General features: G+C 38.5%; 24 protein-coding genes, 2 tRNA genes and 1 pseudogene. 15 read left to right on the top strand and 12 right to left on the bottom strand.

What is annotated here, in order from left to right; genetic code table 11:
- Positions 1–188: 188 nt before the first annotated feature.
- Positions 189–2,909, top strand: a complete 2,721-nt coding sequence (gene topA / locus H5203_RS03610; protein ID WP_145233762.1) for a type I DNA topoisomerase — start codon at positions 189–191, stop codon at positions 2,907–2,909.
- Between the two features lie 99 nt (positions 2,910–3,008).
- On the opposite strand, the gene H5203_RS03605 is transcribed toward topA, so the two are convergent.
- Complete coding sequence (locus H5203_RS03605; RefSeq protein ID WP_149981038.1) at positions 3,009–3,251, bottom strand: hypothetical protein; 243 nt, start codon at positions 3,249–3,251, stop codon at positions 3,009–3,011.
- A gap of 227 nt (positions 3,252–3,478) precedes the next feature.
- On the opposite strand from H5203_RS03605, the gene H5203_RS03600 reads away from it, so the two are divergent.
- Positions 3,479–4,027 carry a TIGR00645 family protein gene (locus H5203_RS03600; RefSeq protein ID WP_145233766.1) on the top strand — a complete coding sequence of 183 codons (549 nt, stop codon included), beginning with the start codon at positions 3,479–3,481 and terminating at the stop codon, positions 4,025–4,027.
- Positions 4,028–4,065: 38 nt separating this feature from the next.
- On the opposite strand, the gene H5203_RS03595 is transcribed toward H5203_RS03600, so the two are convergent.
- A complete protein-coding gene (locus H5203_RS03595) occupies positions 4,066–5,265 on the bottom strand; it encodes an ABC transporter permease (RefSeq protein ID WP_182819387.1) in 1,200 nt (399 codons plus the stop codon).
- Entirely contained in the window at positions 5,262–6,200 is a 939-nt protein-coding gene (locus H5203_RS03590) for an ABC transporter ATP-binding protein (RefSeq protein WP_182819386.1), read from the bottom strand. The genes H5203_RS03595 and H5203_RS03590 overlap by 4 nt, the downstream gene beginning before the upstream one ends.
- Before the next feature lie 389 nt (positions 6,201–6,589).
- Between H5203_RS03590 and H5203_RS03585 the strand changes: the two genes are divergently transcribed.
- On the top strand, positions 6,590–8,008 hold the full coding sequence (locus H5203_RS03585) for a sigma-54-dependent Fis family transcriptional regulator (RefSeq protein WP_149981042.1): 1,419 nt from the start codon (positions 6,590–6,592) through the stop codon (positions 8,006–8,008).
- A 141-nt stretch (positions 8,009–8,149) separates the two neighbouring features.
- The gene (gene ccoG, locus H5203_RS03580) at positions 8,150–9,532 is read left to right on the top strand and encodes a cytochrome c oxidase accessory protein CcoG (RefSeq protein ID WP_182739245.1); all 1,383 of its coding nucleotides are present in this window, start codon (positions 8,150–8,152) and stop codon (positions 9,530–9,532) included.
- Between the two features lies 1 nt (position 9,533).
- Here the strand turns inward: ccoG and H5203_RS03575 are convergent, their stop codons facing one another.
- From H5203_RS03575 to H5203_RS03565, 3 genes are all read right to left on the bottom strand, one after another.
- Positions 9,534–9,959 carry a hypothetical protein gene (locus H5203_RS03575; RefSeq protein WP_182739246.1) on the bottom strand — a complete coding sequence of 142 codons (426 nt, stop codon included), beginning with the start codon at positions 9,957–9,959 and terminating at the stop codon, positions 9,534–9,536.
- Between the two features lie 175 nt (positions 9,960–10,134).
- Positions 10,135–11,049, bottom strand: coding sequence for a M14 family metallocarboxypeptidase (locus H5203_RS03570; protein ID WP_182819385.1), 915 nt, complete (start codon positions 11,047–11,049; stop codon positions 10,135–10,137).
- 92 nt (positions 11,050–11,141) lie between these two features.
- The gene (locus H5203_RS03565; RefSeq protein WP_182730960.1) at positions 11,142–11,717 is read right to left on the bottom strand and encodes a hypothetical protein; all 576 of its coding nucleotides are present in this window, start codon (positions 11,715–11,717) and stop codon (positions 11,142–11,144) included.
- A 480-nt stretch (positions 11,718–12,197) separates the two neighbouring features.
- Between H5203_RS03565 and H5203_RS03560 the strand changes: the two genes are divergently transcribed.
- Positions 12,198–12,707 (top strand): hypothetical protein, encoded by a 510-nt coding sequence (locus tag H5203_RS03560; RefSeq protein WP_182819384.1) that lies wholly within the window; start codon positions 12,198–12,200, stop codon positions 12,705–12,707.
- Positions 12,708–12,843: 136 nt separating this feature from the next.
- Positions 12,844–13,047, top strand: a pseudogene (locus H5203_RS23185) (GGDEF domain-containing protein); the annotation flags it as partial.
- 65 nt (positions 13,048–13,112) lie between these two features.
- Here H5203_RS23185 and H5203_RS03550 read toward each other — a convergent pair.
- Genes H5203_RS03550 through H5203_RS03525 form a run of 6 tightly spaced genes read right to left on the bottom strand, consistent with a single transcriptional unit; the run spans position 13,113 to position 15,816 of the window.
- On the bottom strand, positions 13,113–13,790 hold the full coding sequence (locus tag H5203_RS03550; RefSeq protein ID WP_182819383.1) for a pseudouridine synthase: 678 nt from the start codon (positions 13,788–13,790) through the stop codon (positions 13,113–13,115).
- Between the two features lie 2 nt (positions 13,791–13,792).
- Positions 13,793–14,122: a TusE/DsrC/DsvC family sulfur relay protein gene (locus tag H5203_RS03545; protein ID WP_145233784.1), complete on the bottom strand. Its 330-nt coding sequence runs from the start codon at positions 14,120–14,122 to the stop codon at positions 13,793–13,795.
- Between the two features lie 3 nt (positions 14,123–14,125).
- Positions 14,126–14,392 carry a DsrH/TusB family sulfur metabolism protein gene (locus H5203_RS03540; protein ID WP_145233786.1) on the bottom strand — a complete coding sequence of 89 codons (267 nt, stop codon included), beginning with the start codon at positions 14,390–14,392 and terminating at the stop codon, positions 14,126–14,128.
- Positions 14,389–14,745, bottom strand: coding sequence for a sulfurtransferase complex subunit TusC (gene tusC / locus H5203_RS03535; protein WP_145233789.1), 357 nt, complete (start codon positions 14,743–14,745; stop codon positions 14,389–14,391). Before tusC ends, H5203_RS03540 begins: the two co-directional genes overlap by 4 nt.
- A complete protein-coding gene (gene tusD, locus H5203_RS03530) occupies positions 14,742–15,095 on the bottom strand; it encodes a sulfurtransferase complex subunit TusD (RefSeq protein WP_145233791.1) in 354 nt (117 codons plus the stop codon). Before tusD ends, tusC begins: the two co-directional genes overlap by 4 nt.
- 55 nt (positions 15,096–15,150) lie before the next feature.
- Positions 15,151–15,816, bottom strand: a complete 666-nt coding sequence (locus H5203_RS03525) for a Bax inhibitor-1/YccA family protein (RefSeq protein WP_145233793.1) — start codon at positions 15,814–15,816, stop codon at positions 15,151–15,153.
- A gap of 252 nt (positions 15,817–16,068) precedes the next feature.
- Here H5203_RS03525 and H5203_RS03520 point away from each other — a divergent pair.
- The 9 genes from H5203_RS03520 (at position 16,069) to nhaC (ending at position 24,892) form a co-directional block, all read left to right on the top strand.
- Positions 16,069–16,159, top strand: a tRNA-Ser gene (locus H5203_RS03520).
- A gap of 52 nt (positions 16,160–16,211) precedes the next feature.
- Positions 16,212–16,302 (top strand) — tRNA-Ser (locus tag H5203_RS03515).
- Positions 16,303–17,224: 922 nt separating this feature from the next.
- Positions 17,225–18,010, top strand: coding sequence for a PRC-barrel domain-containing protein (locus H5203_RS03510; protein ID WP_145233797.1), 786 nt, complete (start codon positions 17,225–17,227; stop codon positions 18,008–18,010).
- A gap of 1,251 nt (positions 18,011–19,261) precedes the next feature.
- On the top strand, positions 19,262–19,657 hold the full coding sequence (locus tag H5203_RS03505) for a hypothetical protein (RefSeq protein WP_145233799.1): 396 nt from the start codon (positions 19,262–19,264) through the stop codon (positions 19,655–19,657).
- A 125-nt stretch (positions 19,658–19,782) separates the two neighbouring features.
- Entirely contained in the window at positions 19,783–20,244 is a 462-nt protein-coding gene (locus H5203_RS03500) for a GAF domain-containing protein (RefSeq protein WP_145233801.1), read from the top strand.
- On the top strand, positions 20,241–20,519 hold the full coding sequence (locus H5203_RS03495) for a hypothetical protein (RefSeq protein ID WP_064666123.1): 279 nt from the start codon (positions 20,241–20,243) through the stop codon (positions 20,517–20,519). The genes H5203_RS03500 and H5203_RS03495 overlap by 4 nt, the downstream gene beginning before the upstream one ends.
- A 15-nt stretch (positions 20,520–20,534) precedes the next feature.
- Positions 20,535–21,185: an RNA chaperone ProQ gene (gene proQ, locus H5203_RS03490; protein WP_145233803.1), complete on the top strand. Its 651-nt coding sequence runs from the start codon at positions 20,535–20,537 to the stop codon at positions 21,183–21,185.
- 26 nt (positions 21,186–21,211) lie between these two features.
- Complete coding sequence (gene prc / locus H5203_RS03485; RefSeq protein ID WP_145233805.1) at positions 21,212–23,251, top strand: carboxy terminal-processing peptidase; 2,040 nt, start codon at positions 21,212–21,214, stop codon at positions 23,249–23,251.
- A 162-nt stretch (positions 23,252–23,413) separates the two neighbouring features.
- A complete protein-coding gene (gene nhaC, locus H5203_RS03480) occupies positions 23,414–24,892 on the top strand; it encodes a Na+/H+ antiporter NhaC (protein WP_145233807.1) in 1,479 nt (492 codons plus the stop codon).
- Positions 24,893–24,894 lie beyond the last annotated feature (2 nt).

Raw genomic sequence — 24,894 nt, 5'->3', positions numbered from 1 at the left:
TCCACTGCAAATACCTTAAAACACCGTTTTGTCTAAATTAACGACAATAATTGTTTAATTATTCATTAAAAGCAGAAAAGTTTGTATTAAAAGCTTGTAACAATTGGTGTTTGTAGATATACCTATAAATATTCGCGCCCGTAAATGGGCAAAACACATTTAAAATACTTGGTTAGAAATAGGCAACTATGGGCAAATCGCTAGTAATTGTAGAGTCTCCTGCTAAGGCTAAAACAATTAATAAATATTTAGGAAACGATTTTATCGTCAAGTCCTCTATTGGGCATGTACGAGATCTTCCTACCTCCGGTTCAGGCAAAACCAAAACGGCTGCTGTAAAAACACCTGCAGAAGTACGTAAAATGGCACCAGAAGAAAAGGCCGCGTACAAAAAACAGCGTGATTATACAAATTTAGTAGCTCGAATGGGGATTGATCCAGATAAAGGCTGGGAGCCACATTACGAAGTATTACCAGGTAAAGAAAAAGTTGTTCAAGAATTACAAAAGCTCGCTGAAAACGCCGACCAAATCTATCTCGCAACGGATTTGGATAGGGAAGGAGAAGCGATTGCTTGGCACCTGCAAGAAATTATCGGTGGAGAGCCAGAAAAGTATAAGCGTGTCGTATTCAATGAGATAACTAAAAATGCCATTCAGGCCGCCTTTGAGGCCCCTGGTGAGCTAAATACCGACATGGTCTATGCCCAGCAGACTCGTCGCTTTTTAGATCGTGTTGTAGGCTTTATGGTATCGCCATTATTGTGGCAAAAAGTTGCCCGTGGTTTATCCGCTGGACGAGTACAGTCTGTCGCAGTACGTTTGTTAGTTGAGCGCGAGCGTGAAATTAAAGCGTTTATTCCTGAAGAGTTCTGGGATATTCATGCCGATGTGAAAAATACAGAGTCGGCACTTCGTTTAGAGGTGTTCAAGCAAGGTGATAAAGCCTTTAAGCCAGTCAATGAAGCGCAAGCTATGGCAGCTACTGCATCTTTAGAGCAAGCTGAATATAAAGTTGTTAGTGTTGAGGAAAAGCCAAGTAAAAGTCGTCCTAGTGCGCCACTAATTACTTCAACAATGCAACAAGCTGCGAGTACGCGTTTAGGCTATGGCGTTAAAAAGACCATGATGTTAGCGCAACGTTTGTATGAAGCAGGTTATATCACCTATATGCGAACTGACTCAACCAACTTGTCGAAAGATGCAGTTGCAATGTGTCGCGAGTATGTTTCGCAGCAGTTTGGTGATAAGTATTTACCAAAAGAAGCTATTAGTTATAGTTCAAAAGGCAATGCACAAGAGGCGCATGAGGCGATCCGTCCTTCAAGTGTTACTGTGTTATCTGGTCACCTAGAAGGCGTAGACCCGGATGCTAAAAAGCTTTATGAGTTAATTTGGCGTCAATTTGTTGCGTGTCAAATGGTCCCTGCTGAATATGACTTAACAACATTAACTGTTACTGCCGCCGATTTCCAATTAAGAGCCAAAGGACGGGTGTTACGTTTTGATGGTTGGACTAAAGTACAACCAGCAGTTCGAAAAAAGAACGAAGAAGATCAATCACTACCAGCTATTAAAGAAGGCGAGATATTAAGCCTTGTTGAACTTGATCCAAAACAGCATTTTACTAAGCCGCCAGCACGCTTTAGTGAAGCGAGTTTAGTAAAAGAACTTGAAAAGCGTGGTATTGGTCGTCCATCTACCTATGCATCGATTATTTCAACGATACAAGATCGTGGATATGTCCGTGTTGAAAGCCGTCGTTTCTTTGCAGAAAAAATGGGTGAAATTGTCACCGATCGTTTAGTTGAGAACTTTACTGATCTGATGAACTTTGACTTTACTGCAAAAATGGAAGGCCGGTTAGATGACATCGCTGAAGGTGAGCGTGTCTGGACACAGGTACTTGACAAGTTTTACGCTGATTTTTCTACACAACTGACTTTAGCCAGTGGTGAAGAAGATGAAGGTGGGATGCGTAAAAATGAAATGGTCGAAACTGATATTGACTGTCCAACATGCGGCAGAAAAATGGGTATTCGAACAGCCTCTACTGGCGTTTTCTTAGGCTGTACAGGTTATAATTTACCGCCAAAAGAACGTTGTACTACCACTATGAACTTAGTGTCAGGTGATGAAGCGGTTGCCGCTGACGTTGAAGATGTCGAAACCGAAACATTGATGCAAATGAAGCGTTGCCCAATTTGTGAAACGGCAATGGATTCATACCTGATAGATGAAACTCGTAAATTACATGTTTGTGGTAATAACCCTGCTTGTAAGGGCTATGTCGTTGAGCAGGGCACGTTTAAAATTAAAGGCTATGATGGCCCTATCATTGAATGTGATAAATGCTCATCAGATATGCAGCTTAAATCAGGGCGCTTTGGTAAATACTTTGGCTGTAGTAATGATGAGTGTAAAAACACCCGTAAATTACTGCGTAACGGCGAAGCAGCGCCACCAAAAGAAGACCCTGTTCAGTTACCAGAATTAGAGTGTGAAAAATCGGATGCATACTTTGTGCTACGTGACGGCGCTGCAGGTATTTTCTTAGCAGCGAATACCTTCCCTAAATCACGTGAAACTCGTGCCCCTAAGGTGGAAGAGTTACAGCGTTTTAGAGATCGTATTTCACCTAAGTTTTATTATCTAGCTGATGCACCAGTAAAAGATCCTGATGGTAACTTAGCAATTGTTCGTTATAGCCGTAAGAATAAAGAACAATATGTAATGACTGAGGTTGACGGTAAAGCAACAGGCTGGACTGCACATTTCAATGCAGGAAAGTGGGTTGAAGAGGCAAAGAAGAAAGCCGCACCTAAGAAAAAACCAGCCGCTAAAAAGGCAACAGTCAAGAAAGCCGCACCTAAAAAAGCCGCTGCAAAAACAAAAAAGGACGCTGAGTAGAATACTAAGCTCTGAAAACAAAAAAACCGGAATGCACACCCTTGTGTCAATTCCGGTTTTTTTATATCAAAAATTATGCCTTTAGAGGCATTTTTGACGTTAGATTTTTACGTCAGTGACTTTTTTATAGCCTTCTGATTCAAGTTCATCATTTACGCACTTTAGTACGTATGGTTTAAGCTCTTCATTGCTGATGTCGTCGTCTTTGGCCCAGTTTAAACACATCTCAGTGTATTCTTTAATTGTTTCGGCGGAAGCTTCAACAGCATCGTCAGCAACAGCAAAAGTTGCATAAACTGCAAATAATGGCGCTACGATAAGCGCTAGCAATGCTTTTTTCATTCGTGTATTCCTAAAAAATGTAGTGACTGCTGTTTTATATTCAAAAACAACAGTGATCCAATCAAGCAACATGCTGTTGGTAAGTGATTCTTAAACGAAATGACAATAAAAGATAACGAAATATTTTTATCGTAAAGACAAATATAATGTAATAAGAGACGGTAAAATAATGAGAAACTTATGTTAATCAATGCTATCTTACGCCAGCTATCAATTTAGGAGTAATTATGTCTCAAAGCCAACTACCTGACACCACACCTCGTGTTGCATCTAAACTAGAACAGTTTGTTGAAAGCTTTATTTTTCGAGCCCGCTGGCTACTAGCTCCCTTTTTTATAGGCTTACTCGTTGCAATTGTACTGTTACTTTTGAAGTTTTTTAAATACCTGTATCAAATGGCGATAAATACATTTAGCGCTACTAATGAGCAACTACTGGTGGGTATTTTGACCTTGGTTGATACCGCATTACTGGCAGGATTATTATTAATAATTATTTTTAGTGGCTATGAAAATTTTGTTTCTAAATTAAATATTGGTAATCATGAAGATCGCCCTGCATGGATGGGTAAAGTAGGTTTTTCTGGTCTTAAAATGAAATTGATCAGCGCAATTGTTGCCATTTCTGCAGTCGAACTGTTAAAGGTGTTTATAAGCTCTACTAGTCACTCAAGTGATGAATTGATGTGGAAAGTAATAATTCATGTTACTTTTGTGATATCAGGTGTGCTATTTGCTCTCACTGATTTTATAAATAGCAAAACTCACAATCATTAAATAGCAGATAACGCAACGCTATCTGCCTATATGTTTTGTTATTTAAAGATACTCAACCACATAGCCTTTAAACTCGGTTCTTTTGCGTACATATTCATACCCATTTTAAAAATACGAGCGGCAAATATACGTAAGTAATAAAAACAGCCAATACTGAGAAGCAGGGATAAGAGTGCTTGCCAAATTGGTATTTCAACTAATGACATGCGCACCGGCATAACCGCAAATGCCGTGATCGGCAAGTAACTAAGCACGATTGTTAAAACACTGTTTGGTGCATCGATAACAAAAAATGCAATCACAATAGGTGCCAATGGCAGCATCATTAAGGCACTTTTACTACTGTGATTAGGATCATCAATACCCGCTGCGATCGCAGCCATAAATGCAGCGCAGATGCCAAGACCTACAATCGCATAGGCTAACAACCAAGGCAGTAATGACCAATTAATAAAGTCTAAATTGAGGGCTTGTTGTTTAATGATAACGGTAAAAAATAGCATCGATAAAATAATCGATAGCAAGGTGCCAATCATGGTTTTTACTGCAAGTAATATTTGCCCAAGTAGCTTACCATCTATCCATGTTTGTGGTGTCATGGTGGCTAGCAATTGCTCCGTTACGCGGTTTTGCTTTTCACCGGTAATACTGACAAAGACTTGGCCAAAGATCCCAAACATCGCAACAAATAATAATATCAGTACCCCAAATGCTGTGTATGTTTGACTACGATCAGCTTGATTTTTCAAAAGCTCGTCAAGTACCCTATGTTCAATTGAAATATTTTTCGTCAATCCTAGTCGTTGTTGCTCGCTTAAGCCTAAACTATCAAATTGAGCTTGTTGCAATTGCGCTCTAAGGAGCGATTGCAATGTTGTTTGCCATGCTGATTTTACAGCCGTTATTAACGTATATGAGTGAGTCGCTTGGTCAAACTTAAGTACGCCATCATAGCCAGTATCCTCAGCTAAATTTGCAATGATGGCAGTTAAATCATCATGTTTGGTAAACTTAAATTGTGTCGATGTAGGCTCTGTTTTGACGCTAAACTCGAGGTTGCTTGCTAAATGATAACCTTGTTCAAGTTGACTGTTTGCAGTGGCAAAAAAATAAATAACTCCACCAATAGCGAGCATGATCAACTTCGAAATAATTTCTTGTTTTAATTTAAAAAAATGCAAGAACTCCCATTTTGCAACAATCCAGAGCTGTTGCTGTGTAAGCGATGATTTATTCATAGCGTCGTTCCTTGATCCAGTTTAGCGTTATGCTCAGCTACTGCGTGTAAATAAATTGCATGCAGTGACTGAGCTTTATTTTTGAGTTCACATATTTCCCCGATGCTGATTAACTGAGGAAGTAACTGGTTAAGTGATTGGTGTTGCTTTAGGGTGATAGTTAGTTGCTGTGCTTTTATTTGCTCTACACAATAATGTTCACATAGTTGCTCAAAGTAAGTTTGATTAATTGGATCGTTGAATACGACTTGAATACTATTATTTTGCGCGCTTTGAAGTATATTACTGAGTTTGCCGTATAAAACACTTTCACCTTTATTTAATAGCAATACCCGATCAGCAAGTTTTTCTACCATCGCCATCTGATGTGCACTTAAAATAACGGTCATGCCTTGCTGTTTTAATTGCGCTAAAAATTCAACAACTAATTCCTGATTAATAGGATCTAAGCCAGAAAATGGCTCATCTAAAATTACCCATTTGGGCTTATGTAAAATTGCAGTGATCAATTGGATTTTTTGTTGGTTCCCTTTAGAAAGTGATTTTAAGGGGTCATTCAAGCGTGCGGTTAAATTAAATTTAGCTAACCAATAGTCACAGCGCTGCGTAAATTCGCTATCTTTTACGCCGTGTAATGCTGCAAAAAATTGTAGATTTTGTTTTATTGTTTTTTCTGGATAGAGGCCTCGGTCTTCTGGTAGATAGCCCAGTAAATGTGCCGGAATAGATGAATACGCTTGTCCTGCATCATTGAGTTGAATAGAGCCACTATCTGGAGAGGAAAAACCAACGATCATTTTTACTAATGATGATTTCCCCGCACCATTGGGGCCAAGTAAAGCAAAAATCTCTCCTGGTTGCACATCAAATGACAACTTATTAACCGCAGTAACCGTTTTATAGTGTTTTTCAAGGTTGTTAATAATTAACGACATGTGATCCCTACAATATTGTTTTTTTTGAGTTTAATCGGTTACAACCAAGAATGTAACTACTACCAGAGATGAAATTGTAAGCAAAGATTATGCAATAATTAAATAAGAAGTGTGCAGACACTGCAGTTAATACATATTTGCAAAGCTAATATAGTAAAATTACAAGTTGATTAACTTTTCCTTGATGATAGTTGGGTATTTATTAATATTATTTTCAATTGATTAATAATGAGTGCTGAAGTCTTACAGTTACTTTAGATGCGGTTCATGATGAAGCAAAACGACGGATAGTTTCGCTTTAATGAGCGGTATGATTTAGTCACTTAGGGTGCAAATCTTCGCCATTATAGGCATAATGAACGCGATATTTCGCGAATTCGGTGTAAGCAATGATAAAACAGTTTTTAGACGATCCAACTTTATTACTCAACGCTGTTGGTGAGGGAATATATGGCTTTGATTTAAGTGGTAATGCGGTATTTGTAAACCCCGCTGCTGAACGCATGACTGGATGGCATGCAGATGAGTTGCTGGGTAAAAAAATTCATCAGTACCATCATCATAGTCATGCTGACGGGCGGCCATATCCAGCAGATGAATGCCAGATTTATTGCACTATGTTTGACGGCAAGCATCGGCATGTTAAAGATGAGGTATTTTGGCGTAAAGACGGCAGCTGTTTTGCGGTAGAATATACATCTACACCCGTTTATAAAAATAATCAGTTGATCGGCGCTGTCGCGATATTTCGCGATGTATCAAAACAACACCAGACAGAGCACGCACTGCGTGATGCTTTAGCGCAAGTGAATCACTTAAGTGAGCAATTAAAAGAGCAAAATAGCTATTTGATAGCAGAACTTAATGAAGATTGGCAAGAGTCTGGTTTGGTAGGCAAAAGCCACGTATTTCAAACCATGCTTGAGCAAATAAAACTTGTTAGCCCGACCGATAGCACTGTGTTGATTTTAGGTGAGAACGGCACAGGTAAAGAATTAGTCGCTCGTAACTTACATCGCTTAAGTGGGCGCAGTGGGCAATCCTTTATTAAGGTCAATTGCGCCGCATTTACGCCAAGCTTACTTGAATCTGAGTTATTTGGTCATGAAAAGGGGGCTTTTACGGGGGCTAAGGAGCATCGTAAAGGACGTTTTGAGTTGGCTAATAATGGCACCATTTTTTTAGACGAAATTGGAGAGCTTGCTCTTGAAGCGCAAAGTAAGTTGTTACGGGTATTGCAAGAGCATGAATTTGAACGTGTTGGCAGTAGCCAAACACGTAAAGTTAATATTCGTGTAATTGCTGCGACTAATCGTGACTTATGGGCAATGGTGCAGTCAGGATGCTTTAGAATAGATTTATATTATCGACTAAATGTATTTCCAATAACAGTTCCACCACTGAAAGCGCGTAAAGAAGATATCCCATACTTGTGTAGTAATTTGATTGCGCAATTAAATAAACGTCTTGGTAAACAGCTCAAAGGACTCAGTGAAAAAGCCATAACACAGCTACAAGCGTATGATTGGCCGGGTAATATTCGTGAATTACAGAATGTACTAGAGCGAGAGGCTATTTTATCAAAGCAGTCTGTATTGCAGTTATCGCAACCACTTGATGCCAATGCTAGCGCTAACCTAAACACGGATCTGAGCCTTGACGAAGCGCAGAGACAGCATATCATCGCAGTATTAGAGCTATCAAATTGGCAAATTTCTGGCAGTCAAGGCGCGGCAGTTAAATTAGGCATGCCGGAGAGTACGTTACGATCAAAAATGCGCAAGTTGATGATCCGTAAAAATCGTTAAATATCACGACACTCGCTAAATATCGCGATTTTAGCGAATTTATTAAATAAAAATTCATTAATATTCAGTTGCTTAATTTAATTTCAGTTTGGTCTGAAACTTGCAAACTTACAGGCCTAACCGTCACAGTAAGTAGTTATTATGAAATTTGATATTAAAGAAGAAGATATGATCATCAAGCCCTATAAGCATGAAGGGCCTATTTATATCCGTGAGCAAAAAGGATTTTTCCAGCGTATTCGCCGTAACCTTGGTTGGTTACTCATGCTTACATTCATTCTTATTCCTTGGATCCCATACAAAGGCCAGCAAGCGGTATTGCTAGATGTTGCGAGTCAAAAGTTTGCTATTTTTGGGCTGACCTTACTGCCCCAAGATTTTATGATCTTGGCGTTGTTATTTATGTTAGGCGCTTTTGCGTTGTTTTTTGTTACCAATTGGCTTGGCCGGGTATGGTGTGGATATACATGCCCACAAACAATTTGGATGCTGATGTTTTCATGGGTGGAGCAACGTATAGAGGGAACACGTAATCAACGTATAAAGTTAGATAAATCCGCGTGGACGTTATCAAAATGGCAGAAAAAAACAATCAAGCACAGCGCTTGGTTAATCATATCATTGTTTACAGCAACGTCATTTATGGCTTACTTTATTCCGGCTAAAAGCTTGTATGGGGATATGTTTACTCTGCAATGGTCGGGCATCACTAGTTTTTGGGTATTTTTGTTTGCCTTTTGTACTTATGGAAATGCCGGTTTCTTAAGAGAAAAAATGTGCACCATTGCTTGTCCATACTCACGGTTTCAGGCTGTAATGTTTGATAAAGATACATTACTTGTCACTTACGATAGTGCGCGTGGGGAAAGTCGTGGTCCACGTAAACGTAAGGCCGATCCTAAAGCGTTAGATTTAGGTGATTGCGTAGATTGCAATTTATGTGTGGAAGTGTGCCCTGCAGGGATTGATATTCGTAACGGCTTACAATATGAATGTATTAACTGTGGTTTATGTATCGATGCGTGTGACGACACAATGGATAAGTTTGGCTATCAAAAAGGCTTGATCAAGTACGCAAGCGAAAAACAGATGGCTGGCGAGCAAACTAATCCATACCGGTTGAAACTGGTTGGTTATGGCGCACTCACGGTTTTATTAATGGTCAGTATGTTAGCGTGGTTAGTTCAACGCACGCCAATCGAAGTGTCAGTACTGCGTGATCGTAATGCATTATATCGAGTAAATTATGAGGGCTTAGTTGAAAACCCTTACACCTTGACAATAATTAATAAAACACAACAGTTACTGCATTACCGAGTAGCGATTACCGGTCTTGATGTGGCTAAGTTACAGAGCCCTCAACTTACAGCTGTCGAGCCTGGTCAAATGAAGCGCATCCCGGTCACTGTGGTTGCCGATGGCTATGATTTACCAAGTAAGCTCAATGAACTTGATTTTGTGATCACAGCCGAAGAAGATAGCAGTATTAATACATCAATAAGCAGTGTGTTTTATCGTAACTAAGTTATGCAGAGTGAAATTGAGCTGCATTATCGTTCATTGTTTGGTGAACAAAGGTTTTAGCTTGCACTAAACATTTAAACAGACGATGGCGAACATCCACGCTAAGGCCTGCATTTTGAATAATGCGTTGCATTTGATTGATTACGATAGCTGAATCAAAAATATAAGCGCTAGCAATACATCCATTACGAACCATGGCAGAGGCCAACACTGTAAGTTGTTGCTCTGCCTGAGGAGTTGCAGCCAACAAATTTTGAGAATCACTGATATATCCCCATGGTTTATTGGCAAGCTGACTAACCTGCTCAAATAAGCCATTGCTAAATGAGGTTACTAAACTTGCATTAAGATTCCCGCAAAAATTAGCAATGATTATATTTTGCTCGCGGTGTAAACTAACCTGCCCATGTTTATTGCTAAATTTCAACGTGCTTCCTTGTGAGAAAATTTAAGAGCGCGAATTTTATACAATTTAAACGCGGAGTCTAGGTATTTTTTAATTTTTTATCAATTTGCATTAATTAATCAGTGAATAATATATAACCAGATTAAAAATGTCAGAATAGGGCCTAAATATAATTACCAATAGACCCTCGCAATAATTATTTTGTAAGCAGGTGATCTAATGCACCTTTAATTGCAGCCACCTGTGCTGTAATACATAGCTCATCTGTTGCCGTCGGACTATCTGGGTACACTTCTGTCGTCGTGACATACTGTGCATCTGTAAAGCCCATGCATAAACCGAGTTCTCGTGCTGCATAATTGATCACACCATGTTGTTCTAATGGCACTCCAATGAGTTGATTGTTTTCATCACTGGGGGCAATTTGAGTCACATTAGCAACAGTGTCAATAATCGCTTTTTGGAATTGCGCTTCAGGTTTATTGCTATCAGCGACAAGATAAAAACCATCAGGAATATTCCAATTAGTGTTAACCTTGCCATCACGAGCCGCAAGTGCAGGGCGAAACTCACTGTTGTCAGTGTCAGTTGTTTCATGCAGATCAATATGCGCTAATAAAGGTATATTTTGTGCTTTAATATAATTTATTAGTGCTGCTGACTCTGGTGCTGGGCTTGGTGAATAAAACGAACGGTTTGGATCTATGGCTGCTGGGTTCCAGCGATTAATGGTTTCATATCCCCACGGGCTAATACAAGGAGCAACCAGTAAGTTAAACTCTTTAGCATATTTCATACCTAGCGTTTTCATAAAATGTAATGCGCCATGAACACCGCTTGTTTCATAGCCATGTACGCCACCGGTGATCAATATGCTCGGTTTATTCGATGCCCACTGTTTTGATTTAATAATAAAAAGAGGGTAGCGAGTAGGATCAAAACTGAGCGCACCATATTGCTCAACCTCGAAATCATTATCCAGTTCGTTGATTAAAGTTACAACTTCAGATTGATAACTACGTTTAATCGTTTGTAGGTTAAACCAGCACTGTTTATCTTTATCATTCCAAGGCGTGCCTTGAGTACCTATTGGATAGTTATTTTCGCTCATAGAACCTTCATTTATTACAATAAAGGTTTAGCTTATCGCTGTACTAACCTCACTGCAACTAGCTGCGACTAATACACAACTGTGAATTATATTTATAAGCTGTTTGTGGACTCATATAAATTGGCATTTTGGCGCTTATGGGCTTCAAATAAATAAGCCCTTAGATGTTCTTTCCCTTGATGAATATGAGTGATCTTGGCAGCCATGCCTCGCTTACTAAAACGTACCGGTTTGATGTCGATAGTAATATTTTTTTTGTTTGGAAGGGTTAATTTTATCTGTTGCTCAATCGCTAAAGGAGCTTTTTGAGTCGTTGATTTTAGAAAAAGTCCAGTACTTGAGATTGATTCAACTTCAAAGTCTTGGCTCTGAATATTGAGGTTCCCGCCACGCCAACAGCGCTTTATTCCTTGTGTGTCGATGACCTCTGGTGCGCTTAATACAGGGGTTACAACGCCTGTTTTATCAATTCTAATTTCAAGTGGAAACCATAATTGATAATCGCCAACTTCAGCCAGTAGTGTTAATTTTGTATTATTTAGTAATTCAGCAATATTGGCAGGGATAGAGCTTTGTAATGTCAGTGTATGATTGTCCCTCAATTTTGAAGGAACCGTCACTTGGAAAAGATCTGATATAAAATTTAGTTCTTCATTGGTCATATCCATTTAGCATCTAATCCCATGCGCGCGATAATGTAGTTAATACCGTATTTTTAAGTCGAGAGTATAATTTCATACAATAATGTATAACGGCAGTGTAGTAACATACTTGAGTTATTTAACAAAATAAGCATATTGTGCGCCACAAAGTCGTCTTTTTGGATTGTTAAAATATATAAGAGCTAGCACTTTTATACACTGTCAGATGATAAATCTACCCTTATTTATTCTTACATGATAGTTTTTTGTTTGTTTAATGAACAGCGGCTAAGTTTTATTGCTAAAATAACGTAAATTACTGGACCTGATAAAGTTATTAAGGGTATTTTTAAATTGCGATTTCACTTTTATATTGTTTACATTAATCAACTGCTCTTTACGAATTTTCTCACGCCGAATATTTTCATCTGCTTACATTCCTTTAAATTATTCTGGTGTACTTCCAAGTGCATGTTTTTATGCACACGTAATTAATGGGCAATATATATGGACTATATTTTCTATCAACAATCAATAATTAACTTCGTTGCACAATATGCTGGTAATTCTAAATCACAATTAACAGTGATGGTTGATGACACGCGCAGTATTTTAAGAGTTGATGCGTATAGGCTTTTTGAAAATATTCTTTTAAATTATCAACAATTGGGAGTAATTGAATATAGAAAAGTAGATTGCCTACTTAAAAGTGTTGCCGTGAATTTGAAAACTTCAAGTGAGTCTGAGTATTTTCTCGTTTCACAGTCAGCAACCTGGTGGCAAGAATGGCATTTCGCGCTATCGATGCGTGTAAAAACGAGTCAAAATAATGCTGTTATCGTGCAAAATAGTGATTATTCAGCGCAAGATAATAAACCACTAACCCGTCAGCATGATTTGAGTGAGTACGTTAATTATTTATGCAAGTGCCAATACCGATGTGTAATGTATGTATGCTCGCTAAGGAATAATCCTTATAAACCAACGCTTTGTCGATGTGTTCGGTTACACTGTTGACGATGTTCCAACACTTAATGATTGGTGGCTTAATGCTTACCCAGATCCACATTATCTTGTGGGTGCGACAAACGTGGCAACAAGCTCTTAGCTTTGCGTTAGAAAATGATACTGATATTGAAAGGCTTTACATAGTGCATTACAAATCCAGCAAGCAGTTAATCAATTAGCCATTAAGCATGAATATACAGATATTGGCTATATAACACTAAGCATGGGCATTAAAACTTTGCATAATCCCCAAACTGGCAATTATATCTATTTTGTTGATGCGGCAGATAAAGCTTTGTACCAAGCAAAAAGACAAGGGCGTAATTGTATCGTTGTTAGTGAAGATTGATACAAAAAATCAGCTGAGCGCTGCTAGGCATATTTAAAATAGCTGCGCTCAAGCGCAGCTATAGTTTATAGTTCATCTGCGATTATTTTAAAATGGCCATTATCAATTCCTTTTAACGTATAGTCACCAATACGATAGCGGATTAAACGTAAAGTAGGGTGGCCAATATGTGCTGTCATCCTTCTTACTTGGCGATTACGTCCTTCGGTAAGGGTAATACTGAGCCAACTGGTTGGAATGTTTTTTCGCTTTCTAACGGGAGGATTACGTGGCCATAAAGTTGGCTCATCTATGCGTTTAACAACGGCTGGTAATGTTAATCCGTCTTTGAGTTCGACGCCTTGGCACAGTTGTTTAATTGTTGCATCAGTTGGTTCACCTTCAACTTGTGCCCAGTAAGTTTTACTGGTTTTTTTGTTTGGCGCTGTTAAAGTGTTTTGTAATTTCCCACAATTAGTGAGCAATAGCAGGCCCTCACTGTCTCTATCTAATCGTCCTGCAGCATATACATCTTTAATGGTAATAAAGTCAGCTAAGGTTTGTCTGTTTGCTTCATCAGTAAACTGGCACAGCACATCAAATGGTTTATTAAATAAGACAATTTTTCGCTCACTGGCGGCAATGGCTGGTTTTATCTCGCGCTTTATTGAGTTATTCACTTTTTTGGTTGTAATTGCACCGCGATTATAGCTACGGCCGCTATTTCGGCGTTTTGCTGTATTATTTGGTTTAGCTGTTGTCATTGCTAGATGCACCGTGCGGGTTTTGGTAAGCCAGCAATTTTAGTTGCTTGCTTAGCTGGGCCTTTAGGAAAAAGAGTATACAGATAAATACTATTGCCTTTATCTTCACCCAGTGCTTTTGCCATTGCTTTAACTAACATTCTTATTGCTGGGCTGGTGTTGTACTCCAAATAAAAATTACGCACAAAATGAATCACTTCCCAGTGTTGGGAGGTTAATTCAATGTTTTCTTGCTCGGCAATAACGCAGGCTAATTGTTCACTCCATAACGAGTGATCAAGTAAGTAACCTTGTTTATCCGTGTCGATAATTTGATTATTAAATTCAAGCATGTATTACCACGTAATAGAGTGAGATGTTGCTAATGTTAGTGCGACAAAGTCGTCATAACTAAGCGAGTGATCGGGCTGATTGATTGTGATATCTCGTACCTTGGCGTCATCAGCAAGTATTAATAAGTGCGTTGCAAGCTGTCTAAATTGGGCAATAGCAAAGCATGCGTCACTTAATAATAATACTTTGTCTGTTGACTGGATCAGGTTAACTAATTGATCCGTGTTGTAATAGCCAAGTGGCTTGGAAAATATGTGTAAAGTGCTCATAAGTTCACTATGTGTTGTTGCTGGGCAATAAGTTGAGTCTGCTGCTGATAATTAAGCGCTTTTACTTCTACTAACAAGTTATGTTTATCAAGGCCATACTCGAGCAGAGACTTTTCACATACATAAATGTTTTCAACATCGTAAATTTCTAGCGTTCTGATGGTCTTAAAGTAGTTCTTTAAACCTATATGCTCAGGTTGTTGATGTTTTTTTAGGGCAAGTACCGCAGGGCCGCTAAATAACCAACTAATATTTTGCTCAACAGCAGCGAATATTAATGTCATATCTAATGCATCACGAATATGTAAATCATCGAAAGGACTATGGTGGCTTAAAACTAATACATTGATCATTTAAATTGCACCCATTTATCCGCATCACTGGCAAGCATTGCAAACTCAGCTAACCCTGCGACTGCAAAAAAACCGGTATTATTTATATCAAGGCCACGCTTTTCGGCAGCAGTAACACACAACATAAGATGAATCCCTTGCTCATGTAATTGTTGCCATAAAGCGTTAATTGCTAATTCATCAGCTGCCAAATCTAGTTGCTCGCTGGCATGAAAAACGCCGTTTTGATACAAAAAAATGGCATCAATGTTATGCCCTTGTGTTAAACATGCTTGTGCAAATTTAACCAAACGTTGCGTGGTATCATGATCCGATGGTGCGCTGTGCAGAGAAAGTACAAATCGTGCCAAAACTATTCCAATAAAAAAGCCCCTAAAGAGGGGCTATTTTAACAGAACTATTTAATTAGTCATTATTTGCGCCAAGCAGTGCAAGCAATGAGGTAAACAAGTTATATACACTTAAATATAAAGAGACTGTAGCGCGAATATAGTTTGTTTCGCCACCATTGATGATGCGGCTTGTATCAAACAAGATTAAGCCAGACATGATCAATACAACCGCTGCATTTAATACCATAAACATTAGCGAGCTGCCGATGAAGATATTAACAATGCTGGCCACAATCACAACAATAAGGCCTACCGTTAAAAAACCGCCCATAAAAGAGAAGTCTTTTTTAGTATTTAGTGCATACGCAGACAAACCAAAGAAAATCAGTGCAGTTGATCCTAACGCTTGCATGATAAGCATTGGGCCATTTGGCATCGCTGCATAATGGTTAAGTAACGGACCAAGTCCCGCACCCATTAAACCCGTAAAAGCGAATACCCATGCAACGCCTGACGCGCTTTCGGCTTTTTTATTTACAACAAATAAAAGGCCAAATGAAATAAGAGTAAAAACTAACCCCATAAAATAAGGTAGTTGTAATGCCATTGAGATACCAGCCGTCACAGCACTAAATGCTAATGTCATGGCCAGTAAGAAATAGGTGTTTTTAAGTACCTTGTTTGTTTCAATGGTCGACATAACCGGTCTAGCGGTATTGTACGAATGATTAAATGCCATTTTAGAGCTCCTTTAGAAACCTATTGTAAGTTCCGATAATTAAACTGAAGTTAGATTACCAAGACTTCTATATTTGGGCAAACCTTTGTAGTTCAATAGACCGATAATTAAAAAGAAAAGTTCAATTTAGTGTGATTTTTACTCAGGGGTGAGTTAAGAATAAACAAATCAATGATTTTTTAAGCACTTGAACACTTTTTTGAAAAAAAAGCTTCACAAAGAGCACTGCCTTCTCTATTATGCAGGCCGTGCGGAGAGATGGCAGAGTGGTCGAATGCACCGGTCTTGAAAACCGGCAGGGGTTTATAGCCCCTCTAGGGTTCAAATCCCTATCTCTCCACCACCTAATTAAAATAATTGCGAGTACACTCTTATTCGTGATTTATAAATGTTTCGGAGAGATGGCAGAGTGGTCGAATGCACCGGTCTTGAAAACCGGCAGGGGTTTATAGCCCCTCTAGGGTTCAAATCCCTATCTCTCCACCATATAAAACAAAAAGGCCGTTGATAATCAACGGCCTTTTTGTTTCTGAAGTTCTCCATAAAGATTGACTAAGTCAATGTATTTTCATAATGCGCCAAATAACATGCACTTCATATAAATCCGCATAAGCCTTTAAATAAATTAACGGATCAAATCATACGCTAAACTATTGGTCGATTTTATCTGATAAGTTAATCGTTATCGGTGGAGTTGTTAGCTACTTGCAAGGCTTTGGTAATATCATTCATCGGGGCGCTGTGACTCTTCTCTGACCTGCGATATCAGAACACCATTCTTGTTCAAAGCAATAATGACTGTTTTATTATTATCTGGTGGTGCACCCAATGCTTTTTCTTTTAACTGTGAATCAGAATCTAAGTTTGATCGTGGGAGTGTTGATGCACATCTTTTATTGGTCTGGCCAATGACGTCCTGTTCTGACATAAAAAATGGTAAACTAACAGCCAATACGTCGCGAATCTGATATTTATTATGATCTATTTTTGAGCGTAATATGGTAACTCATTCCAGAGCGAACTTTTTTGCTAGCTTGATAGGCCGTTGAAATTTATTCATTGTTAATATTATCAAGCCATTGATGAGCTTCATTCAAAATTAAATTGTTTCTAATCTTTCATATATATCGGGTACATCCCAGTCAAAAATAGCGCGATACTTCTTAATTAAATTATTCACGTCTTCGATGATATCGTTGCGATGGGCTGCTAACTCTAATTTTTTATTTTAGCCATTTCAGTTCACCTTAAAATTTATAGATAAATCTAGACTAGGCTTTTATTCATGCCAGTTCTGTGCGAAAGCGAACAGATTTAATGGGAAATTGGTTGCAAGCTTTTAGATGAAAACCCTATCAGCGAAACAATGATTTATTGTTTATCATTTTTAATCTGGAGCAAATACGCCATGTTACATACTCTGAATAATTTAAAAAATTTAGCTATTCATGCATCGGATGGAGATATTGGGCTTACCAAAGATTTTTACTTTGATGATAAACATTGGGTGATCCGATATCTGGTGGTCGAAACTGGATCTTGGCTATTAAGTAAAAAAATATTGCTTTCACCTATATCAATCAAAGAGTTGAATCAGAAACCACAGACGCTCACTGTTACAATTTCAAGAAAACAAGTTAAAAACTGCCCTGACATGGATAGCGAAAAACCAGTTTCTAGGCAGTGTGAGCTAGAATACATGCGATATTATGGTTACTCACATTATTGCGATAACACTGATATATGGGGTGGTTATTCAAGTCCTAATATGATGTCACCTGGTTATTATAGTGTCGCACCAAAGCCTGATAACTTAGATGCACCAGATAATTTCGCAGATGTTGATGCTGCATTATCTCAAGATAATGATCATCATCTACGCAGTAGTAATGCAGTAACGGGTTATAAACTTGATGTCATAGACGGTGATCTGGGTCACTTACATGGTATGTTGATAGATACCGACACCTGGGAAATTCGTTATTTGATTATTAACACCAGTAATTGGTGGTTGGGTCATCTGGTTTTGATTGCCCCAAAATGGATTAAAGAGGTGAGTTGGCCCACTTCTAAAATCTATGTTGATATGACGCAGCAGCAAGTAAAAGATGCACCCACTTTTGATCCCTCAGTGCCTTTCAGTCTAGAGCATGAGCAAAGTATGCAAACTCATTATGGTCGTAATGGTGAATAACAATATTACCTTTGAGTTAGGTGTTTGCTTGTCTTGTTTACGTTATTTATTTAAAAATTGTTATGTTAGTAAGTCATTTATTTCAAATATTTTATTCGAGAGTTTGGGTTTGAATCCCTATCTTTCGATCTTATAAAAAAAAGGCCTAGTGCTTAACCTTTATTAATGCTCCATTGAATCTATACACATTCGTTGGTATGACGCGTGAGGTAGTAATATAGAAGACTTCAAACACTATTTATCAGCGGCATTAGTAAGTTGTATACCTATGTTAATAGGCTACGTTTTTTTAAGTAATGAGCTAAATCTTTCTATATCAGAGGTTGTAACAGATTCATATATGCAGGCTTTTTTGAAGAGCTAGTCTTTAGAGCTGCTTTGTTTGGTATGTTGTTTCGTTTTTATCTTTGGGGTCATCCCAGCAGCACTAATTAGTACTATAATATTCTGCTTGTGTCATATTTATCAATGACATGATGTCATTTCAGCGCAAATGGCTGTTACCATCTCAACAATAGCAGATACATGGTTTACTTGGTTATATTGCGAATGCGGCTTACGTTATATTTAATATGTCTGGTGGCGCAGCTGGCGATTTAAAAAAATCTATTCAAAGCAAAAGCCATTATTCTGAGTATCGTTTACGTTAACCTACATATCCGACGTGGGAAAAAGCGTGAAGTAATACTCTCGTCACTATTTCAAAATCAACCACATAGTTCGACTCTGTTTATTAGAACACCCACTCAAAATATTTAATGGAGATAATGATGCTTGGATTGTTTTGGTTATGATAGTTTTTAGTTCACCTTTTGTATTATTGCTAATAATTAAACATTACTTTTTTAGAAAACATTAGTTAAAAGAGAGTTGTTTTTCTTAGAACAAGCAAAGAGAACCGATACTGTCTTAGCGATGCAAAAGAAATTAGAGATTCTAGTTGCAAGAGTCATTGAACTTGAAGAAATAGTGACCACAGTAGCATTGATTTATCGAGAAAAATCGATCAACTGTAAATTTATAGCCTCTGTATATAAAGAGGCAAAATTATACTTTTCTGTAAAGTGAATAACGCTAAACTCTATAACGGTTTAAAACTGGATCTTGCTTAGGTTAAACGGGCATCAAAATTACCCTATCATGATTGCTGTATGATTTATCATCGTAAATTACGACCATAGTCTCTATTTCGATGTTGTAAAACATCATGCATCCTTAGTATTTATTCAGGTATGATTTTAAGGACGCATTATGAAACATCGGCTTGCAAAAAGTGTTGGGTTATCATTACTTTCACCTGTGATCATTGGCAGTGTGTTAGGAGTTTATTATGCATTAACGCTCAATACCGATCCGCTGACTACCTTTTTCCAGTTACTTATGAGTGCGATAGCTAACGCGCATATTGTCGGTTTAACCATGGCTGCTTTTGTAGTACCCGGATATTTATTGATGTACAAGTACGCGAAAGTTAATTATTCGGGAGTACTGACATTAGGTTTACTCGGTGGTGCAATTTTTAGTTACTTACTCAGTGCAACAGGTGGTATGGTCTTTTTAATTAATACCGCGATGTCAGCTTTAGCGGCGGGACTGTTTTTATATGGATTAAGGTTAGGTGCGATAAAACAACAACCTCCTCAATAGCAGAATTATTAACCAAGCTTGCTGAAAATTAGGGCAAATTGCTTTTTTTTGCCCTGAAAAGGTTTCAATTATTGGCGACAAAGAGTACCTTTAGCTACTGTATGTTTGATAAGAAGTAGTTTGGTATGCAAAAGCAAGAATTTTACCAGTCATTAGTTAAACAAACTGAATCGCTAATTACTGGTGAACCTAACATTATTGCCAATATGGCGAATATTAGCGCGCTGTTATTTACGTCACTCGATGATGTAAATTGGGCTGGTTTTTATTTGATGGATTCACCAACTGAATTAGTGCTTGGTCCGTTTCAAGGTAATCCTGCATGTATCCGAATTCCTGTCGGAAAGGGTGTCTGTGGAACTGCCGCTGCAACTGCACAAACTCAACTAGTTGAAGATGTACATGCATTCGCAGGTCATATTGCTTGTGATGCAGCGTCTAATTCTGAAATAGTAATACCTATTCATAAAAATGGTGAAGTATTTGCTGTATTAGATATCGACAGCCCAAGTATTGCTAGGTTTGATGTTGATGATAAGCAAGGTTTAGAAGCACTCGTCGCATGTTTTGAGGCAACTATTGCATGAAAGACTTAGTAAATGTACAGGATTATCTGTTTGCCATCACTGATGTAGGTGATTGGGAAGGGGATGAAGAGCATGTAGCGGAAACGCTCAACGATTTAATTCATATTGCATGGGATCGTCTTCCTGATGACACTGAATGTGAATTAATTGATGAAATAATTAACGGTATTTGGGAACACCTTCGAGGCGATATGGCTGTAATTGAAGCCGACTTTGAAGAGTTGGTCGACTGGGTAACACACTACGTCGATTCGTCCCTTGATGAAAAGATGTGATAAATAGGTTCTAAAATGGAAACCACAAACAAGCTAAAAGATATTAATGAAGTATTGGAATTTTTATACCAAGAATTCCCAGAATGTTTTAAACAAAAAGACGGTATCAAGCCGCTGAAAGTAGGTATCTTTAAAGATATCGCTGAGCGAATTGAAGGTTCTGAAAAAGTAAGTAAGACGCAAGTACGTCAAGCGCTGAGAAAGTATACGTCTAACTGGCGTTATTTAGAAGCTGTTACTAAGTCTGAGTTTCGTATTGATCTTGATGGAAATCAAGGTGCTAAAGTGGAGCAAGAACATATTGATCATGCTCAAAAAGCACTTGAAGAAAGTCGTGCGAAAATGGCTAAACGTAAAAAGTCACAACGTCCACGTAATGATTCAGACACAAAATCTTACAAAAAGAAACCAGGCCAATTCGCTAAACCAGGCGATAAAAACGCTAAAGTTAATACCACACCAGCAAAAGCTGCGCCGGTTAAACGTTCAGGTAAAATTGAACCTTTACCAGCAAGTGAGGTCAAGGTTAATAACAAAGTTAAAGTTAAACTTGGCCAAGCCCTTGTTAATGCAGTAATCACTGAAGTGAACAAAGAAGACGTTCATGTAGAGTTGGTAACTGGCATGCAAGTTAAAACTAAAGCAGACAGCCTGTACATTATTTAAGCTGTATATAAATTAAGGAGTTGTGTATGAGTCAGAAGTTTAAGCTCATTCCGTTAGTTGCCGCCCTGTATTCAGGTTTATTATTTGCATCAGATATTGCTGATGTTAATGATGTAGTTACAGCAAAAGACTTGCCAGTACTTACGCAAGAGAGTCAGCATAGTACGGCTAGCAAACGGGTGACAAACTTATTTACTCGTGCACATTATAAACCAATTCGTTTTGATGACGCACTTTCAAGTAAAGTGTTTGACCGTTATATCGAATCCCTTGATTTTAATAAAAGCGTCTTTTTGGCTGCGGATATTGCCTCATTTGAGCAATACCGCAACCAATTTGATAATGCATTAACGACCGGCAAACTTGATTTTACCTTTGATATTTTCAACCTAAGCATGCAGCGTCGTTTTGAGCGTTATGAGTATTCTTTAAAGTTACTTGAAACACCAATGACCTTTGATAATGCGGATGAATATTACTTTGATCGTGAAGATGCTGATTGGTCACAAACGCAAGCTGAGTTAGATGAGCTTTGGCGTGAACGTGTAAAATATGATGCACTACGATTAAAAATGACCGGCAAAGATTGGCCTGGTATAAAAGAATTATTAACTAAGCGTTATCACAATGCACAAAAACGTTTAGTGCAAACCAATAGTGAAGATGTATTTCAGATAGTAATGAACTCTTTTGCGCGAAGTATTGAAGCACATACCTCCTATTTATCGCCACGCAGAGCTGAACAGTTCAAAATGGACATGGATCTTGAACTAGAAGGTATTGGTGCAGTACTAAGCTACGACGAAGACTACACGGTTATTCGCAGCTTGGTTCCAGGTGGACCTGCTGATAAATCGGAGCAAATTAAAGCTGATGACCGTATTATCGGCGTTGCTCAAGACAAAGAAGAATTTGTTGATGTCATTGGCTGGCGTTTAGATGACGTAGTTGATTTAATCAAAGGACCAAAAGGCACTAAGGTGCGTTTACAATACTTAAAAGGTGCTGATGATCATGGCGCGCCTAAAGTAGTTGAAATTATTCGCGATAAAATTCGCCTCGAAGATAGAGCTGCAAAATCAGAAGTATTCAAAGCAAAATATTCTGATTTAACCAGCAAAATAGGTGTTATTGAGATCCCTGGTTTCTACAACAACTTGTCTAAAGACGTTAAAGTAGAATTGGCGAAATTAAAAGAAGCCAAAGTAGATGGCATTATAATTGACCTACGTCAAAATGGTGGTGGTTCATTATATGAAGCAACACAACTATCTGGTTTGTTTTTTGACCAAGGTCCAGTAGTACAAATTCATACTCTAAATAATCGCATTGAAGAGCAAAAAGACCGTGATGGTGTTACGTTTTACGATGGCCCCCTTACGGTGCTTGTTGATCGTTACAGCGCATCTGCCTCTGAGATTTTCGCCGCAGCGATGCAAGACTATGGTCGAGCAGTAATAATTGGTGAGCAAACGTTTGGTAAAGGCACTGTGCAGCAGCATAAGGGCTTAGGCCGTGCTTACGATTTATACGATAATCCACTTGGCAGTGTGCAATATACGATTGCAAAGTTTTATCGTATCAATGGTGGTAGCACACAGCATAAAGGTGTGATCCCAGATATTTCATTCCCATCAGCAATTGATCCAGCGGAATGGGGCGAAAGCCAAGAGGATAATGCATTACCGTGGGACAGTATCGTACGCGCCAAATATAACTCGGTTGATGACTTACACCCAGCCATTGCTTACTTAAGCAAAGCGCATGCTGAACGCATTAAATCAGAACCAGAGTTTAACTATGTTTTTCAAGATATTACGCGTTATAAAGAAGAGAAAGACCGGAAAACTATTTCTCTTGTAGAAGCGCAGCGTATTAAAGAAAAAGACGATGGTGAAGCGCGTGCATTAGCTCGTACTAATGAAAGGCTTACTCGTTTAGGTGAAAAACCGATTGAGAGCTTGGATGATGCGCCTGATGTCTTAGACGACTTAGATCCATTCCTAGAAGAAGCTGCATTAATTACCCAAGATTATATTAAGTTTGGTCGTGTAGCTAAGAAATAACTTGTTTTACATATTAATAAAAAAGGCGCTTTGGCGCCTTTTTTGCTGCCTAAAACTCTTGATATTGCTATAATTACTGATTAAACGCTGACAAAAGTAAGTAACTTAGTTAGGCTAAGCGTCGCGTCTGTGCTAAAAAATAATAATTAAACGCGCATAAAAATGCGCGTAGGAGTCTCAATTTTGAATTCACAAAAAGAAAAACCCATCCTACAGGCCAGCTTTTTCGATGCCTTGATCCCAATTTCTGTACTGATTTGTTTATTAGGTGCTGCGGTCTATTTATTTGGCGATAGTTCGTCATCAGGGCCGAATCAAATTGCGCTACTGTTTGCTACATTTACAGCTGCACTTATTGGCCTTAAAAATGGCTATACTTGGAAAAAACTTGAACAAGCGATGATAGAGGGGATCACTCTATCTTTGGGCGCTATATTAATTTTGTTAATGGTTGGCGCGCTGATCGGCACTTGGCTGCTGTCAGGCACTGTACCTACGCTTATTTATTATGGTTTACAGGTAATTAATCCTAGTTGGTTTTACGCAGCAAGCTGTTTAATTTGTGGCATTGTAGCAATGAGTATTGGTAGCTCTTGGACCACGGCGGCGACAATAGGTGTAGCGCTACTCGGTGTTGCTACAGGCCTTGGATTAGAGCAAACAGTGACGGCCGGTGCCGTAATATCTGGGGCTTACTTTGGCGATAAACTTAGTCCACTGTCTGAAACAACAAATTTAGCTCCTGCGGTTGTGGGAGCTGATTTATTCGAGCATATTCATCATATGCTATGGACGACTGTACCAAGTTTTGTGATTGCACTAATCATCTTTATTTTTATGGGCTTTAATGCTACAGCGTCAAGTGAGGCTGGGCGTATTGATGAAATAACCGCTATTCTACAACAAAACTTTAATATAGGTTTAGAGATGCTGGTGCCACTGATTGTTTTACTGGTGTTAGCAATTAAAAAAATGCCTGCATTTCCGGCAATTTCAATCGGTGCGGTACTTGGTGCAGTATGGGCAATGATTTTTCAATCAGACCTAATTGCAACACAAATTGATGGCTCTCAGGGGCAAATTGTCGGTTATTTTAAATTGGTTTGGAGTACATTTTTTGATGGCTTTAGTATCCTCACAGGCGATGAAAAAATGGATTCATTACTCAGTGGTGGTGGAATGTCTGGCATGTTAACCACAACGTGGCTGATTATGACGGCATTGATGTTTGGCGCCATTATGGAAAAAACAGGTTTATTAGATATTTTTGTAAAAAGTATTCTTAAAATTGCGAAAAGCACTGGCTCTTTAATTACTGCTACTATTGCGACCTGTATTGGTACCAATGTAATTGCTGCAGATCAGTATATCGCTATTGTGGTCCCTGGTCGGATGTTTAAAGAAGAATATGCAAAGCGTGGTTTGAAACCCGTTAATTTATCAAGAACATTAGAAGATGGCGGGACGATCACCAGTCCCCTGATCCCTTGGAATACCTGTGGTGCATATATGCAAAGTGTATTATTGATCAACCCATTTGATTATGCGCTATATGCATTTTTTAATCTTATAAATCCATTACTAGCTGTTATTTATGCTTACCTAGGCATTAAAATTTTACGTATTAAGCCAAAACAATAGCC

This window comes from Pseudoalteromonas sp. SG41-1 (assembly GCF_014164575.1).
Classification (GTDB): Bacteria; Pseudomonadota; Gammaproteobacteria; order Enterobacterales; family Alteromonadaceae; genus Pseudoalteromonas; species Pseudoalteromonas rhizosphaerae.
Note: the sequence above shows the minus strand (reverse complement) of the source record. Positions and strands in the feature narration are given on the sequence as shown.